Annotated in this window: 14 protein-coding genes and 2 pseudogenes; 3 read left to right on the top strand and 13 right to left on the bottom strand. The window is 34.3% G+C overall.

What is annotated here, in order from left to right:
- Positions 1 to 193 precede the first annotated feature (193 nt).
- From F9279_RS12820 to F9279_RS12805, 4 genes and pseudogenes are all read right to left on the bottom strand, one after another.
- The gene (locus tag F9279_RS12820; protein ID WP_152113595.1) at positions 194 to 682 is read right to left on the bottom strand and encodes an NUDIX hydrolase; all 489 of its coding nucleotides are present in this window, start codon (positions 680 to 682) and stop codon (positions 194 to 196) included.
- 134 nt (positions 683 to 816) lie between these two features.
- Positions 817 to 1692 (bottom strand): protein kinase domain-containing protein, encoded by an 876-nt coding sequence (locus tag F9279_RS12815; RefSeq protein WP_152113593.1) that lies wholly within the window; start codon positions 1690 to 1692, stop codon positions 817 to 819.
- 144 nt (positions 1693 to 1836) lie between these two features.
- A pseudogene (locus F9279_RS12810) lies at positions 1837 to 2331 on the bottom strand (GrpB family protein); the annotation flags it as partial.
- Between the two features lie 268 nt (positions 2332 to 2599).
- On the bottom strand, positions 2600 to 3508 hold the full coding sequence (locus F9279_RS12805) for a helix-turn-helix transcriptional regulator (protein WP_152113589.1): 909 nt from the start codon (positions 3506 to 3508) through the stop codon (positions 2600 to 2602).
- A 76-nt stretch (positions 3509 to 3584) separates the two neighbouring features.
- Between F9279_RS12805 and F9279_RS12800 the strand changes: the two genes are divergently transcribed.
- From F9279_RS12800 to F9279_RS26245, 3 genes and pseudogenes are all read left to right on the top strand, one after another.
- On the top strand, positions 3585 to 4040 hold the full coding sequence (locus tag F9279_RS12800) for a VOC family protein (RefSeq protein ID WP_152113587.1): 456 nt from the start codon (positions 3585 to 3587) through the stop codon (positions 4038 to 4040).
- A 648-nt stretch (positions 4041 to 4688) separates the two neighbouring features.
- Positions 4689 to 5543, top strand: a pseudogene (locus F9279_RS26250) (MCP four helix bundle domain-containing protein); the annotation flags it as partial.
- Positions 5535 to 6482 (top strand): methyl-accepting chemotaxis protein, encoded by a 948-nt coding sequence (locus F9279_RS26245; RefSeq protein WP_413463210.1) that lies wholly within the window; start codon positions 5535 to 5537, stop codon positions 6480 to 6482. The pseudogene F9279_RS26250 and the gene F9279_RS26245, both read left to right, overlap by 9 nt.
- 450 nt (positions 6483 to 6932) lie before the next feature.
- Here the strand turns inward: F9279_RS26245 and F9279_RS12790 are convergent, their stop codons facing one another.
- The 9 genes from F9279_RS12790 to F9279_RS12750 all read right to left on the bottom strand — a co-directional run bounded on the left by F9279_RS12790 (position 6933) and on the right by F9279_RS12750 (position 16806).
- A complete protein-coding gene (locus F9279_RS12790; protein ID WP_152113583.1) occupies positions 6933 to 7205 on the bottom strand; it encodes a hypothetical protein in 273 nt (90 codons plus the stop codon).
- A gap of 237 nt (positions 7206 to 7442) precedes the next feature.
- A complete protein-coding gene (locus F9279_RS12785; protein WP_152113581.1) occupies positions 7443 to 8405 on the bottom strand; it encodes an ABC transporter permease in 963 nt (320 codons plus the stop codon).
- Positions 8406 to 9464, bottom strand: coding sequence for an ABC transporter permease (locus F9279_RS12780; RefSeq protein ID WP_152113579.1), 1059 nt, complete (start codon positions 9462 to 9464; stop codon positions 8406 to 8408). It lies immediately after the preceding gene.
- A complete protein-coding gene (locus F9279_RS12775) occupies positions 9464 to 10993 on the bottom strand; it encodes an ABC transporter ATP-binding protein (protein ID WP_152113577.1) in 1530 nt (509 codons plus the stop codon). The genes F9279_RS12780 and F9279_RS12775 overlap by 1 nt, the downstream gene beginning before the upstream one ends.
- A gap of 251 nt (positions 10994 to 11244) precedes the next feature.
- Positions 11245 to 12315, bottom strand: coding sequence for a BMP family lipoprotein (locus F9279_RS12770; protein WP_152113575.1), 1071 nt, complete (start codon positions 12313 to 12315; stop codon positions 11245 to 11247).
- A 70-nt stretch (positions 12316 to 12385) separates the two neighbouring features.
- A complete protein-coding gene (locus F9279_RS12765) occupies positions 12386 to 13117 on the bottom strand; it encodes a GntR family transcriptional regulator (protein ID WP_152113573.1) in 732 nt (243 codons plus the stop codon).
- A gap of 287 nt (positions 13118 to 13404) precedes the next feature.
- Complete coding sequence (locus F9279_RS12760) at positions 13405 to 15738, bottom strand: FtsK/SpoIIIE family DNA translocase (RefSeq protein ID WP_152113571.1); 2334 nt, start codon at positions 15736 to 15738, stop codon at positions 13405 to 13407.
- Positions 15739 to 15856: 118 nt separating this feature from the next.
- The gene (locus F9279_RS12755) at positions 15857 to 16069 is read right to left on the bottom strand and encodes a YlzJ-like family protein (protein ID WP_152113570.1); all 213 of its coding nucleotides are present in this window, start codon (positions 16067 to 16069) and stop codon (positions 15857 to 15859) included.
- On the bottom strand, positions 16066 to 16806 hold the full coding sequence (locus tag F9279_RS12750; protein WP_152113568.1) for a ClpP family protease: 741 nt from the start codon (positions 16804 to 16806) through the stop codon (positions 16066 to 16068). The genes F9279_RS12755 and F9279_RS12750 overlap by 4 nt, the downstream gene beginning before the upstream one ends.
- Between the last annotated feature and the right edge of the window lie 319 nt (positions 16807 to 17125).

Genomic DNA, 17125 nt, shown 5'->3' with positions numbered 1-17125 from the left:
TTGTTTATAAAAAAAACATAGTCTGCTAAAAAATCTTATTATCATTCAACCCTTATTTCTTTTACATTATATAGATTTCTATCATAATCCTTCTTCCATAAACCTTTATCAATTGTGACATAAGAAGGCTCTCATTTATTCCATTTCCAAGTGAAACTAAATAACTACCCTCCCCAAGAAAAAAAAAGTCTACTTACTTTTTTATTACCCAATGCTCATAAAGTTCAACATTAATTCCCAACTGTTTGTCTTCTATCCAATCCAAGGCTTTAAGAACTAACGGAGAAGCATTTTCTATCGTGACATCCTCCTTCGAAACCCATACAGCTCCAAGCGAGTCTTGCCCTTCAAATTGTAAAGGCTTGGTTAGCTCTCCATTTACTATTTTCACTTGATAAAAAACTGCTATATGATGAACATCAGTAAACTCTTTCCATCTCCAAGGGAGCATAAAATCTGTGACACCTAAATTTTGTTTGATCTCTATTTCAAAACCAGTTTCCTCAAGAAACTCTCTTTTCATTGCAATCGACAAGCTTTCTGCTTCCTCTAGACTTCCCCCAGGAAGGTCAAAACGGTTTATATATGGTCCTCCATTCTTGTTTATTACCAATAGCTTTTCATTTTCAAAACAAATTCCATAGACGCCAAAAGCTCGATGGTACTTTTTATATTCATCCATTCCCTTCCCACCTTTCGTTCATATTTTCTTCACAATTCTATCATCTTGTTCAACTATCCTGTCCCTCTACCGACATAAGAAATCAGTGCCATTTGCAACTGGTTCTATTTCATCAACCCAAACAAATACATTGTTTACAATCCCTGTTTTAAGGCTTTTTCCCAAGCAGATATAAATTCTTCTATTGTTGAATATCTTTCTGATCTATCTAAAGAAACTGCTCTAATGGCTACTTTATACAGCTCCTGTCCTCCATCCCACTTTGAAATGGAGCGATCTAGTTCTCCGCCTAACAGCCCAAATGAGATTGCTCCCATATTATATACGTTCGTTCTTTCATCAATTTTAGAACCTAACTTAAACTCTTCTGGAGACATGAATCTTGATGACCCCCACATTCGACCCATTTTATTAATAAATGGTTTTTTCTTATATAAATCAATATCACAAATCTTTGTTACATTATTTTTGAAATCGTATAATATACTCCCGTCGTAAAAATCAACTGCTACATAGTTATTCCTTTCCACATTCAGATGAAAGTCTACTATACTCTTAAATGACTTTAAACGTTGTTCAATTGGTAATTGTTTAAACCGATAAAAAGGAGAATCGGGATGATTATATTTATAAGGTGGCGGAAATGACCAATGGGAGTGAAGACATTCACCTTCAAACCACTCAAAAACCAACACATACCCATTCTCTACTTCAAAGTGCTCAAGTAAATTTATTAAGTGTTTATGTTTCAAATGTTCATATATGGGAATGGAGTTCTTTAATATTGCTATAGCATCTTCTGGTTGTCCTGTATATTCTTTCGTCTTCGCACCAGCATACTTTACAAATTTTCTTGTCCCATCTTTTTCAATTCCAAAACATATATTACCAGAGTCCTGTTCATCAAAAACACTGAATACTTCCCCCATATTTATAAGCCATTCGAAGTTATGTATTTCTTTTAATTGAAATGATACTTTATCTAAATTTATAACCTTCATTTCGTCCATTTACTCCCTCCATTTTCTTATAAAGACATATTCTGTTAATGATGAGGATTACCTTCTTCTACTCCCCTTTCGCTCCAAAGCAGCCTAAATAAAAAAGCATCATCCCTTTTACAATCAATGTGTGATTAGTTAAGTGTCTGCTATTTACCTCAGCGCTTTCCCTAATATCTTTGTTACAAATTTAGTTTTACCTTCCGTATAGGCAGTTCGGTCTTTTGCTGTTTTCGCCAACTTCATTTTTATCTCTTCATATTCTGCAACTGCTTCAGGATTGCTACGAAGGTAATTTCGAAATAATAAATGTTTAGCTAACTCTGTACTATCTTTATTACACACATATAGGTGGTGTTCCATCCAATTAGTATGTTTTCCATTCCAAGGAACTGTTTGATCTTTTCTACCAAAGGCTTCTCTTCCCTTAAAACTCCAATTCTCTTGATAATAATACCCTATTACTTGGAGGTTTTTTATAACAGTAGGGAGAACACTGTAATCTTCTATTACAACATCTATATCTAGAATTGGCTTTGCTCCAAGCCCTTTAACCGACGTACTTCCAACATGTTCTACACTTATTATTAAATTTCCTAAATGATTTTTAAGACTATCTTCTATTAATAAAAATGAAACTTCCCATTCTTCCGTTTAAGGTGAAATTTCAATACCAGTTGGATTATTCTCATTTATAAACAAAGACATCCCCTCCGAAATATTCAGAATTTTACTTTAATGAATAATCTTCTCCAAATAACAATGAATTCCTTTTTGAACTAAATTTACCCTCTTCTACCATAAGCAAGATTCCATTTATTACAGAAATGCTGCCCTATAGGATATTAAAAATAGGGCATCCCTTTTATTCAAGGAAAGCCATCGTGTACTCTCCCGTGGACCAACTATTTACATTTTATCTGTAAAGTGCCACAGCTTGCTCTAAAAATTTTACATATTTTGCAATAAAGCCTTTGGGCTCTAAAATCTTAACTTTATTACCAAATCCAGCTAAAAATTGATAAGCATAATGATTCTCAGGCAATTCAATTGTAACAAGGTAACTTCTTGCCGCTTTTTTTATAACAGCGTTTTTCCCGTATCTTTCAATAAATTGATCTCTTACAGAAACATCTATCGATAGTTGTACATGAACCAATTCTTTTTGTTCATTATGTTGTTTTTCATGATTAAATTCCTGATCAGTCCTTGGAACAAAAAGACCGTCTTTTTGGATATTTACTATCCTCGTCAACTTAAATGTTCGATAGTCTTCCCGTTCTAAACTATAACCAAAAAGGTACCAATGCATTTCCCTAAAATGTACCTTATAGGGTTCTACGAGTCTGTACGTTTTGTTTCCTATTTGATCCACATATTCAAATTTTAATAACCAATTTTTCTCAATTGCTTGCTGGATAAATAAAATTTCTTCGTTGATTTGGCTTCTTCCAGGCCAATCATAGAATGTTACATCAAGTGTTGGAGAAATATCTGCGCTAGTCATTCCTTTTATTTTTTGAATAGTCGTTTGAATCTCTTGATTGGTAATCAATCCCTCAAACCCACCTAAAGCTACCAGAATGTTTTCAATATCCTTGTGATTTAGTAATCGTTTATCGAATTTATACTCTTCCATTAGCGCATATCCCCCTTCAGCACCATATTCCGCATAAATAGGGATGTTAGCATAACTTAATGTTTCCATATCACGTTGAATCGTTCGTTTCGATACATGAAAAAGTCTGCTAAATTCAGTTGCCGAAACAACCTCTTTTTGTAGCAAAATCATCACTATCGAGATAAGTCTCTCAATTTTTTTCATTTTTCCCTCCAATATACGACATACATATGTCGCCTATGTCCTATTATACTTCAAATATGAAAAGGAGGAATAAAATATGAAAGCAGTAACTTATCTACAATTTGATGGAAGAGCAGAAGAAGCTTTGTCTTTTTATGAAAAGGCATTACAAGCAACTAGTGTAAAAATGGTGAGATTTGGTGCCTTTGGGCAAGATCCAAATGCCCCATTAACGGAAGAAGAACAAAACATGATTATGGAATCTCGTATGGAGTTTTCAGGAAATATTTTAATGATTTCTGATGTTCCGCCTTTTATGAAACCTGCGACTGGAGAACTCATAAAAGGAAATACAGTCTTAATTAGTATTATTGATGCTGATCCAGACAGGAATAAGCAAATTTTCGAAGCGCTTTCAGAAGGTGGGACTGTGATCCTCCCGATCTCTTCTACACCCTGGTCAGTAAGTTTTGGAATGTTAGTTGATAAATTCGGTATAATGTGGAAGTTTAATAGTGAGGCAAGTAAATTTCTAGATGGTTTTGTAGAGTAATATTATATTATTACTACTGTATAACATGAAGATAGTTGCCTTGAACAAATAGAGATTAATTAGCAAAGACAATGGATTAAAGATTAGGATTTCTAGCTATTGAAGGACTGCAATTCGGTACTTTACTAAAATAACTAAAAAAGCCCAATTTCTCCATTCCACTGAGAAATTGGGCTTATATATATGTGGAATTACATTAACGGTATAAATCCACATTTTTCTGATGCTACCCTTTATTAAAGTTGTTGCCATTATCATTAACAAATCTTTCAAGAAAAAGAATGCTTTTTTCCTTGCTTTCCTTCACCAAGTGATGAATAGGACAGATTTTTTTATTTGTCTATTTTTAATCATTCCATACCTTTCTCAAAAAAATCGATATGATATATGATTTTCTCGTAAACCTATTCAAATGCCAATCTATGAATCCTTCATTATTCTCCAAACCTTCTTTTACGTTAAGTCTCGAAAAATCTGTCCTATGATCTCAGCAAGTATAGTACCTATCTTTCCACTTAGAAATAAGCAGAAAGAATTCTATCCATAAAATTTAGTTTTTAACTAGAATCATAAAAAAATGTATATTGTATTCTATTTTCTCTTTCCTAGAAATTACCTATTATATCTTGTTATAACTTTATCTTAGTTATGGAATTAATTTCAATTGAAATTTCTTTTTTTAAACCGATATTAAGATTAGATAAATATTTTGTAAAGGAGTTCATCATTTTGAAATTTCTAAAAAATTTAAGTATTACTAAGAAGTTATTAATTATTATTATTGTAAGTGGTTTAGGGCTTAGTACAGTAGGAACACTAGGCGTTAGTTATATTAATAAAATGGCAAAGAGTTCAAATGAAATGTATAAAGATAACCTAATACCTCTAAACATGGTGATGCAAATCAGAGTAAATGCTAGAGCTAGCGATGCATATACTTTAGAGCTTTTAGTAACAAATGACCCTGAGAGAAACAAAGAATTAATCAAAGAAATCTCTTCCGCATGGGTGGAGATTAATTCACTAATTTCGGAAATTGAAAGTACGAACTTAACAAATGAACAAAAAAATCTAATAGAGCAATACAAGCAACGTGCACAAGAACTTGCTAAAAATAGAAATAATGTAGTGGAGCTTGCTGCTAACAATAGAAATGAAGAAGCGTACTCTTTATATCTAGGTCAGGTAGAAGAAAGTCGAGCGGCTCTTAATGATACTTTAAAAGAATTGCAGAAGTCTAACCTAACAACGGCTGAATCAATAGATACAGAGAATAAAGAAAGTAAACAAGAAATACTTATTTTTGTTACTAGTATAGTTGTTATAGCACTAATCATTTTAGTAACGCTAAGTATCTTAATTAGCCGTATGATAGTTCGTCCTATTAAAGAAGTTAAAGGCTTACTTATGGAAGCTGAAAAGGGTGACTTTAGGGTTAAGGGGAAATATGAATCCAAGGATGAAATTGGTGAGCTTACTTCTTCCTTTAACAATATGACAAATTCACTCCAAGCTGTATTCAGTACGGTACAAGACTCTTCACAACAAGTTGCATCTGCTTCTGAACAATTAAGTGCCAGTGCAGAGCAAAACAGTAACGCAAGCGAACATATTACTCTAACAGTTCAAGAACTTGCACTAGGATCTGATAAGCAGTTGGATACAGTCGAGGATAGTTCTATAGTTATTAGAGACATAACGGATCATACTAAAACAATATCTAATCATACAGATAAAATTACGAGAGAAGTTCTACATGCATCAACACTATCCACTGAAGGAAATAAGGCAATTCAAAAAGTAAATGTACAGATGAATTCTATTTATGAAAATGTAAATAGTCTTTCTAAGGCAGTAAGAAGTTTGAATGACAGATCTCATCAAATAGGTCATATTACTAACGTGATAACAGGAATATCAGCACAAACTAATTTGTTAGCATTAAATGCAGCTATTGAAGCTGCCAGAGCTGGTGAACATGGTAAAGGTTTTGCAGTAGTTGCCGATGAAGTAAGAAAGCTAGCGGAAGAATCAACTAATTCAACTGAACAAATTGCGAATCTTATACAGTTAATTCAAAATGATACGAATGTAACACTAGAAACAATGGAAAAAGCAGCGGAAGAGGTTCAATCAGGTCTTAATGTTGTGAACATAGCAGGTAGCTCTTTCGAGAAAATCGAACAAGCTGTAAATGGGATAGTTTCACAAATAGAAGATATTTCAGAATCACTTAAGAAATTATCAAGTGGAACAAACTCAGTAAATGAGTCCATTAAAAATGTAAGTAATGTTGCTCAAGAATCTTCCATGATTACTCAGAATATCTCAGCTGCAACAGAAGAACAGCTTGCTTCTATGCAAGAAATAACATCATCCTCACTGGCCCTTGCCAAATTAGCTGATGATTTACAAGTTATTATCAACCAATTTAAAATTTAGTGGTATAGTTCATTATTTAGCACCTTTTGTCTTAAAAAGAATTTATACTAGGAGTTACAATGAGAAGTGTCTTTTTGTTACTCCTAGTTTTTTTCTAAAAATCATCATCTTTTAAAAATGCATAAGCATCCCTTCTTTCATAAGCTAATTCTACGTTTTCTTTCTTCATATTTCTTAATGAAACCTTCCAAAACTATTAATCTTTAAAAGTAATAATATTTAATTCGACAAGAATTTATATAATCCATTTGCAACATAACTACCTCAATTGTTTCTTGAAAAATAATTCCTTTCAGTATTAATAAATTAAGCATGACTATAGGCGATTTAAACTTTTAAAATCATTTTATCTTTCATTTAAGTAGTAAATGCATAACTATTAACTTTGTAATAACAAAATCCTTCTTCTATAAATTTATTGTTCTGTACTATTATAACAATTGCTTATTTTTATAAGCGATTATACTTACTATGGGATAGTTGCTCATTTAGATTTTGAATAGTATCAGTATGCTGATTATTTTGGACGGAGAGTTGTTCGTAGAGATCTTGGTTAGCCTTGTTTAGTTGGAGGATATTAGATAAGACTTCTCTTTTAAATTCCTCGTAATTCATTTTCATTTCCTTTAATTCTTTTCTTAGTATAGATACATCTTTAAATAACTGCTCATTTACCTCCTGTTGTATATTTTTAAATTCCACTTTAGCTTTAAAAGAAAGCACAGTGTATTCTCCTCTCCATTTTAGGTTTCTGTCATTTATTTTATATATATGTTTTTCCGCCAAAAGTGAATGGATGATTGTCCAAGCATTCTACTATCAACTATATACATTTGTAGATAAATTAATTAAACTTTTTTGGAGTTTTGTTCCTTAATAACAATCCGTGACTCCATTCCTTTGAATAAAAAGCTTGCCCAAAACAAAAAGACCCCATTTCTGGAGTCTTTTGTTTTACTATTATCTGCTTCCTTTAATATAAGGAATACCAGATGCTTTTGGTGCTTCTGCACGACCGATAAATCCAGTTAATGCAATGATTGTTAATACATATGGTGCGATTAACAAGTACACATTTGGTATATCTTTTAGGAATGGGAAGCTGCTTCCTACGATACTTAAGCTTTGAGCAAATCCGAAGAATATTGCTGCGCCCATTGCTCCAAGAGGATTCCACTTACCAAAGATTAATGCTGCAATCGCCATGAACCCTTGTCCACTGATTGTAGAATGTGTGAAATCATTTGTAATCGATTGGGCAAAAACTCCCCCACCAATACCACCAAATGCTCCAGAAATGATTACTGCTGTATAACGCATTTTCGTTACATTGATTCCCATTGTATCAGCTGCCATTGGATGTTCCCCAACAGAGCGAAGACGTAAACCAAATGGTGTTTTATACATAACAAACCAAGCTAAGATAGCTACAATAATAGCTAAATATGAAGTCCAATATGTGTTAGAGAAGAAAATATCTCCAATTACTGGTATATCACTTAGCAGTGGAATATCTACCTTTTTAAAACCATAGCTAATTGTTTCTGTTTGTCCTTTTCCGTCAAATATTAACTTTACTAAGAAAAGAGAAAGTCCAGTTGCGAGTAGATTGATTGCTACACCAGAAACTGTCTGATCCGCACGGAATGTGATAGATGCAACAGCATGAAGAATGGAGAACACTGCTCCAACCACCATAGCAACAAGTAATGATACCCATGGAGTCCATCCATGCAATTTATCTGCAAAAAAGATATTAAATACAATAGAAGAAAATGCTCCCATTACCATTAATCCTTCTAGTCCAATGTTTACTACCCCTGCTCTTTCAGAGAAATTCCCTCCAAGTGCAGTGAAAATAAGTGGAGCTGCAAATAATAGCGAAGAAGGTATGACAATTAATAATACATCCATTAATCCCATTTACTTCTCCCCCTTTTTACTTTTATTTTTACTTAATCTATCCAATAATAGTCGAATCATGTAACTAGAAGCTACGAAGAATACAATTAACGCAATGATAATATCTACCATTTCATTTGGAACCTGTGCCTCAAGTGGCATATTTAATGCTCCAACCTTTAAGAAACCGAATAAGCAAGCAGCTAATAGAACACCTAGTGGTCCATTTGCACCTAGTAACGCAACTGCGATACCGTCAAAACCAACCCCAGTAAATCCACCTTTATTACTTACGTATTCAAATGTTCCTAAGCCTTCCATAACTCCAGATAATCCTGCGAATGCACCAGAGATAACCATTGCTAAAACAATGTTTCTGTTTACATTCATCCCTGCATATTGTGATGCATGTTGGTTAAATCCTACAGCCTTTAATTCGTATCCTTTAACTGTTTTATTTAACAAGAACCACATAATCAATACACAAGCAACTGCAATCAGAATTCCCCAGTGAAGACGGGAATAATCTGTAAGTTCTGCTAAAAAGTCTGATCGTAAACTTGCAGATGGAAAAATAGTTTCTGTACGATCTTCTTTATTAGTTAATACATTTCGAATTAAGTAGTTACTCACATGTAAAGCGATATAGTTCATCATAATACATACGATAACTTCATGTACACGGAATCTTGCTTTTAAGAATCCAGGTATGAATGCCCATAAAGCTCCCGCTGCTGCACCTGCTAAAACAGCAAGAGGTAAATGAATGATTGCTGGTAATTCGAATGCTACTCCTACCCATACAGATGCAAGCCAGCCAACGATTAATTGACCTTCTACCCCTATATTGAAAAGTCCTGTACGAAAAGCAAAAGCAACGGCTAAACCAGCTAGTATTAGTGGAGTAATCTGACGGACTACTTCACCAAAGTAATATACTTCACCAAATGCTCCATTCCATAATGCAGCATATGCATCAACTGGATTATAACCAGAAACAAGCATAATTAACGTTCCAACAATACCACCTAGTAATACAGAAATTACTGGTATACTAATTCTCTTTAATGTATTAGACATTATTGCTCCACACCTACTTTTTTAGCTTTCGATCCTGCCATTAATAATCCTAATTCTTGCTCTGTCGTTTCTTTCGGATCAACAATAGCAATGATTTCCCCTTCGAAAATAACGGCTATGCGGTCACTAACGTTTAATATTTCCTCTAATTCAAAGGAAATGAGTAGTACTGCTTTCCCTTTATCTCTTTGCTCAATTAAACGTTTGTGAATAAATTCAATTGCACCAACATCTAGACCTCTTGTAGGCTGTGCTGCAATAAGCAAATCAGGATCACGATCTACTTCACGACCAATAATTGCTTTTTGTTGGTTACCACCTGAAAGCGCTCTAGCAGGAGTATGTAGTCCTGGCGTTCGCACGTCATATTCACTAATTAAATCGCTTGCTTTCTTTTCCATAAATTTATGATTTAAAATACCAGCTTTTGAGTATGGTTGCTTATAATAGCTTTGTAAAGCCATATTATCACCAATAGAAAAATCTAATACAAGTCCATGTTTATGACGATCTTGAGGAATATGACCTACGCCACTTTCCGTGATTTTACGAGGAGTCAAAACACTAATGTCGTTTCCGTTTAGTGTAATACTACCTGAGTCTTTTTTGGTTAAGCCCGTTATTGCTTCTATTAGTTCCGATTGTCCGTTTCCGTCTACTCCAGCAATCCCAACAATCTCTCCTGCTTTTACCTCTAAATTCAGTGAATTTACAACATTTACTCCACGAGAGTCCTTCACATTGAGGTCAGCAATTTTTAAAACGGTTTCTTTTGGTTGTGCTTGTGTTTTATCGGTTTTAAACGTTACCTCACGGCCAACCATTAAGTTTGCTAATTCGTTTGCATTAGTACCACTTACGTCATATGTTCCAATACCTTCTCCTTTTCGGATAACGGTTACTCGATCACATACTTCCATGATTTCCTTCAACTTATGAGTAATAAGAATGATTGATTTTCCTTCTTTAATTAAAGTTCGGAATATGGAAATTAATTCGGTAATTTCCTGTGGTGTTAATACTGCTGTAGGTTCATCAAAGATTAAGATTTCTGCACCACGGTATAACGTTTTTAATATTTCCACCCTTTGTTGCATACCAACGGAAATATTCGCTACTTTTGCTTTCGGATCAACAGCTAAACCATATCTTTCTGAAATCTCTTGTACTTCTTTTTCTGCTTTTTTTAGATCAATTTTCCCCTTATTAACCGTTTCTTTTCCTAGAATAATATTTTCCGTTACAGTAAACGTATCAATTAGCATAAAGTGCTGATGAACCATCCCTATTCCTAATTCATTTGCAATATTAGGATTTGAAATATTAACTACTTTCCCACGAGCACGGATTTCGCCACGTTCTGGCTGATACAAACCGAAAAGAACGTTCATTAATGTAGACTTTCCTGCACCATTTTCCCCCAACAATGCATGAATCTCACCTTTTTTTACTTGAAGGGTAATATTGTTATTTGCAACAATACCAGGGAATTCTTTTCGAATGTTTAACATCTCGATTACATATTCCATTGCTTCCACTCCTTCTTACAACCTACAAAATATTCATTCTAACTTATGGCAAATTAAGTATTTCAAGAAGCAAAACCTTCATTTATACAGCATTTATAACTATATTACTATAATTTCACCAAGATAAAATTTTTAATAAAAAATAGAATTTAGCTTCTATTTTTTAGTTAAAATTCTAAATCTTAGTCGTAAAAAAGGAATAAGTGTTTGCTATGCAAATCACTTATTCCTGTATTAGCATTAATTACTAATTATTTTACAGTATCAGGAACAGTGTACTCACCGTTTTTAATTTTTGCAGTCCATTCTTCAATAGCTGCATCGATATCTGCTTTGTTTTCTACTTCTTCGTTAATTGTAGCAAGACCAACACCATCTTCAGCTAAACCGTAAACAGTAGTTTCTCCACCTGGGAAGTTACCATCTTTAGCTTTTGCAGAGATATCTTGTACTGCAGTAGAAACACCTTTTAATGCAGATGTTAACACAATGTTATGATCTCCTACTTTTCCTTCAGCAGCTTGGTCAGAGTCTACACCAATTGCCCAAATATAACTTGAAGGATCTTTTTCTTTTAATTCTTTAGCCTCTGTGAATAATCCAGCACCAGTACCACCAGCAGCATGGAATACTACGTCAGCACCAGAAGAGTACATTTTGTTAGCAATTGTTTTACCTAATTCTGGCTTATCAAAAGCACCAGAATATTGAGAATCTACTGTTGCTTCTGGATTTGATTCTTTAACACCAGCTTCAAAACCAGCTTGGAAACGAGCGATTACTTCACTTTCAACCCCACCAATAAATCCGATTTTGTTACTTTTAGTTGCTTTACCTGCAGCAACACCTGCTAAGAAACCAGCTTCTTGTTCTTTAAATGTAATACTTGCAACGTTTGGCTCATCTACTACAGCGTCAACAATTGCAAAATGTGCATCTGTTTGTTGTTTTGCAATCTCATCAATTGCACCTTCCATCATGAAACCAATACCAAATACTAAGTCAAAACCTTTACGAGTTAAGCTATTTAAGTTAGTAGCATAATCTGCATCAGATTGAGATTGAAGGTAATCATATCCACCTTCACCTTTTTCTAAGCTGTTTTCTTTACCAAAAGCTTGTAATCCTTCCCAAGCAGATTGGTTGAAAGATTTATCATCTACTCCACCTACATCTGTAACCATTGCTACGCTAAAAGAATCTTTTTCTTTATCTCCCTCAGCAGCATTATCATTTTCATCATTGTTACTTCCACAAGCTCCTAATACAGTTCCTGCTGCTAGTACTAATGAAAGTGCTAGGCCAAATTTACGCTTTTTCAAGGTTTGTACCCCCCAGTTTTTTGTATTGAAATGTTTAGTAAGAAGACCCTAAAAGTAGCTTTCCCTAGAATTATGAATAAATTCTTTTTCTTAAAACTTGAAAGCTAAATTTATCTGCTCGAAAATAATTGACAGAATAAAGAATTGGTGTATCCTTCTCATCATAGTGCATTTGCTTTAAAACAAGCAATGCCGTTTCAGGTTCACATTGTAAAATGGGAGAGACTTTGTCGTGATATCCAATCGGTTCGATTTGTGCAACAGCGTATGTAATATGCCTTTGACTATCCGATTCCAAGAATTGAAAAATAGATTCTTGATCGTATGAAAATCGTTCTGGTAAGAACTTCTGTGGTAGCTTATCCATACAATAAACAACCGGCTCGCCATTAGCTGTTCGAACTCTTTCGATACACAATAGCTCTTCCTCTTGTGAACTTGAGAAGCGTTTTACATCCTCTTCTGCCATGAGCAATGAATTGGAGCTTAGAAAAATTGTTCCGGGATTCATACCTGCTTGCTTAATCATGTTCGTGACACTACTTAGTTGCTCAATGCCAGAATTAAATAATGGCCTGCTGTTTACAAAAGTTCCAACACCATGTCTTCTGACAATAACATTCTCTTCTTCTAATGTTCGGAGCGCTTCTCGTAAAGTTGCTCTACTGACACCTAAGGTTTTCGCAAGTTCGAATTCAGAAGGGAATTTTTCTCTTTCTTTATATATTCCGACTTCTATGTCTTTTTTCAGACGATCCACAACCTGCAAATATAAATGTCTCGAATCTGATTTAATTAGCATGTGATGTTCCTCCAAAACAGTTCTAAGACATCAGACATCTGATGTTCAATCATTCCTACTAATCGAAAATACTATAACACTTTTTTACTAATAAATAAATAGAGTTTTAAGAATTTCGTCGAAAAAATACAGAAATAATTAATTGTTCGGAAATCAAACGGTTTCAACTGTATAAACTTCCCAAAAAACCACTAGTTTTACCCTTATATCATTATATTCTTTTGTTTTCATTCAGGATGGTAAGCAAAAAGAAAGCCTGAAATAGGTTATACTATTTCAGGCTTTCTTTATTGTATATTCATTTCTTCTGAGGATTTTGGCAGTAATACCGTTCTTGGTTTGCTACCTTCATACGGCCCAACTACCCCTCTTGCTTCCATTTCATCTATTAATCTTGCTGCTCTTGTATATCCTATTCTAAATCTTCTTTGTAACATACTAACAGATGCGGTTTGCATTTCAACTACTAAATCAACTGCATCCGTATATAAATCATCATCCACTTCACCAGATACTTCTGTTACATCATCTGGAATCATTTCTTCTTGGTATTGTGCTTTTTGCTGAGCAATGACAAAGTCTACTACTTCTTCTACTTCTTCATCAGAAAGAAAAGCCCCTTGTACCCTAACAGGCTTACTAGCTCCATACGGGAAGAATAACATATCTCCTCTACCTAGTAACTTCTCAGCACCGCCCATGTCTAAGATTGTACGAGAATCGGTTTGAGAAGAAACCGCAAAAGCAATACGAGAAGGAATATTAGCTTTAATAACACCTGTGATAACATCAACAGATGGACGCTGTGTAGCAATGATCAAATGGATACCAGCTGCACGAGCCATTTGTGCAAGTCTCGTAATAGCATCTTCCACATCATTTGAAGCAACCATCATTAAATCTGCTAACTCGTCTACAATTACCACAATAAATGGAAGAAGTGGTTGTTTTTCTCCTTCTTCTTTATTTTGGCGTTTAACATACTCATTATAGCCTTCAATATTTCTTGTTCCAGTGTGAGAGAATAGATCATATCTTCTTTCCATTTCACTAACTACTTTTTGCAAAGCTTGGGATGCTTTCTTTGGATTGGTTACAACAGGTGCTAGTAAGTGTGGAATACCATTGTATACATTTAGCTCTACCATCTTTGGATCAATCATCATCATTTTCACTTCATGTGGCTTTGCTCTCATTAGAATACTTGTGATGATTCCGTTAATGCATACACTTTTCCCACTACCTGTAGCCCCTGCTACTAGTAAATGAGGCATTTTATTTAATTCTGCACAAACTGCTTCTCCTGTTATATCTCTTCCAAAAGCAATCATCAGCTTCGAATCTACTTTATCATTTTTACTAGAATCTAGTACTTCCCTTAAAGAAACGACAGCCACTTCTGAATTAGGCACTTCTATTCCTATTGCGGACTTTCCAGGTATTGGTGCCTCAATACGGATATCTTTAGCTGCAAGTGCTAGTGCTAAATCATCACTTAGGTTTACTATTTTGCTTACTTTTACACCTTCCGATGGATGAACTTCATATTTTGTCACAGCCGGTCCTAAATGAACTTCTGTTACTTTTGCTTTTACTCCAAAGCTATGAAAAGTTCTTTCCAGTTTAGCAGCATTTGCATGAATTTGCTCGTACTCATTACTTTGATCTGTTTTTCTTGGTAGCTTTAAAAGTCTTAATGGCGGAAGTTGGTAATCTTCATTCTCTACCTCTGTGAACGTAATTGGTGCTATTACCTCTTCCGGCTCTTGCTTGGAATCCTTGCTTACATCTTGCTCTTCTTTGATTGCTTCTTGCTCATATGCAATATCTGCAAAAGTATTTATGATAGGTTCTTGTGGGTAAATTTCTTCTTCTTGGTTTATCTGATTTACAATGAGAGAAGGAGTTTCCTCTTCTTGATGTTTTGTTTCTTTTTTGGCTTCTTTCTGTTGTTTACGTTTTTCTTTATTTCTTTGTACAGATTCTTTCCAATCTTTCATATCTAATACAAATTCATTCCATTGATTCTTCATGAAGTTGCCAATACTAGACATGACTTTCTTAAAGGCTCCACTAACGGTTTTACCAGTTAGTAAGATAAACCCTATTATAATAACTAGAAAAGCAATTAACTGGGTTCCTACTGTATCAAATAAATAATGAAATAAAGCAAACAATACTGCTCCAATCATTCCTCCACCTAAATCTACATTTGTTGACTGACCATTTACTTCCATCCAAAACAGTTCCCACGTATTGAAGATAACACTCGGATTATTAAAGTTCCCTGTACTTGCCAGTAATTTAAATAACGTAACATGACTAAGCAATAACAGAGATGCTGTTATTAAATAAATTCCTACTAGTTTGGTATGAAACAAATAAGGCTTGTCCCTTTTCCACATTAGGAAACCAGCATAAATAATTAAGCCTATAAGGCTTAGCATATACCATGATCCCATAAAAAAGCGGAAAAAGGAGACCATTGTTGTACCAACTGCACCTAATTTGAGAATGGAAATGAAACTTATGGCCATAATCATCAAAGCGGTAAGTTCATATCGTATAGTTGTCTTGAGATGTTGTTTTTGTCTAGTTTTTCTTCTTTTTCTTTTAGCCATCTTATCACCTTATATTTTATATCGAATTTAATCACTTTCTTTTTTATGTATGAAAGAAAGCAGCCTAGTGGCTGCTTTTACCTCTTACTATATTATACCATAATTTATAAAAATACGATTATATGTGCGTAATTTTTGAACCAGGCTGAAATTGACTAGAAAGAAAGTGATTTGGGTCCGTACTTAATATGCGTATCACTTCATACTCACTTGTTTCTGTTCTAGCTACAAGGAGTGGAATACCATTATAATTAATAACCTGTTGTTGTTCAAAAGTTTCCTGAGAATAGGGAAAAATTAACTCCTCTGGCATCATGGTGTACATAATCATTGAATGATCCCTTCATTCTTTTCTGTATTATTAGCATCTATCAATTGATTTAACTTTGTCATGGCATCACCAACTCCACCTACTCCATCAATTAAACCAGAAATTACCGCGTCTTGACCGATAACATTTGTCCCTATATCACGAGTTAGATTTCCTTTAGCAAACATTAAATCTTTAAAATCATCCTCTGTGATTTTGGAATGCTTCGTTACAAATTTCACGACTCTCTCTTGCATCTTATCTAAATATTCAAAGGTTTGAGGAACACCAATAACTAATCCTGTTAAACGAATTGGATGGATAGTCATCGTTGCTGTTTCTGCAATATAGGAGTAATCACAGGATACTGCAATAGGAACACCAATAGAATGTCCTCCTCCTAATACTAGGGAAACAGTAGGCTTGGATAAGGATGCGAGCATTTCGGAAATCGCAAGACCTGCTTCCACATCTCCGCCTACTGTATTAAGAATGACTAGCACTCCTTCTATTTTAGGATTTTGCTCGATTGCGACGATTTGTGGAATTAAATGCTCGTATTTTGTTGTTTTATTTTGAGGAGGTAATTGTAAATGGCCCTCAATTTGTCCGACGATTGTTAAACAATGTATTTTAGAATCCTGAGATAGTTGTGGTACATTTGTCTGTCCAAGCTGCTGAATCTTTTCCATTAATCCGTTAACAGGCTTATCTTCCTTTGGCTGTTCTTCTGTATTATTATTATTTTGTTTAACCATATCTTTCTCCCTTTCTAAACATGATGGTAGTAGTATTAGAAGAGATCTCTTTTTTCATGCGAAAGAAAAATTGGGAAAAGTTCATGGTTATGATAGGTTGAGTGATTATAGCAGTAATTGCAAATTTGTAAACCCTAAGCTATGCATAGGATTCAAAAAAGCTTACAGCGATGGTAGGAAAAAAATTCATGCCATGGAATTCATAGAATATGCAGTAATCAGCAAAATAAACGGAGAATTTCCGGTTAAATGCTGATAGACACTTATTTTCAGGATAATAAGGGTATCTTTTCCGGTTAAGTTATGAAAAGTCCTCGTA

Source organism: Bacillus sp. B1-b2 (genome assembly GCF_009183415.1).
Taxonomy (GTDB): Bacteria; Bacillota; Bacilli; order Bacillales; family Cytobacillaceae; genus Niallia.
Note: the sequence above shows the minus strand (reverse complement) of the source record. Positions and strands in the feature narration are given on the sequence as shown.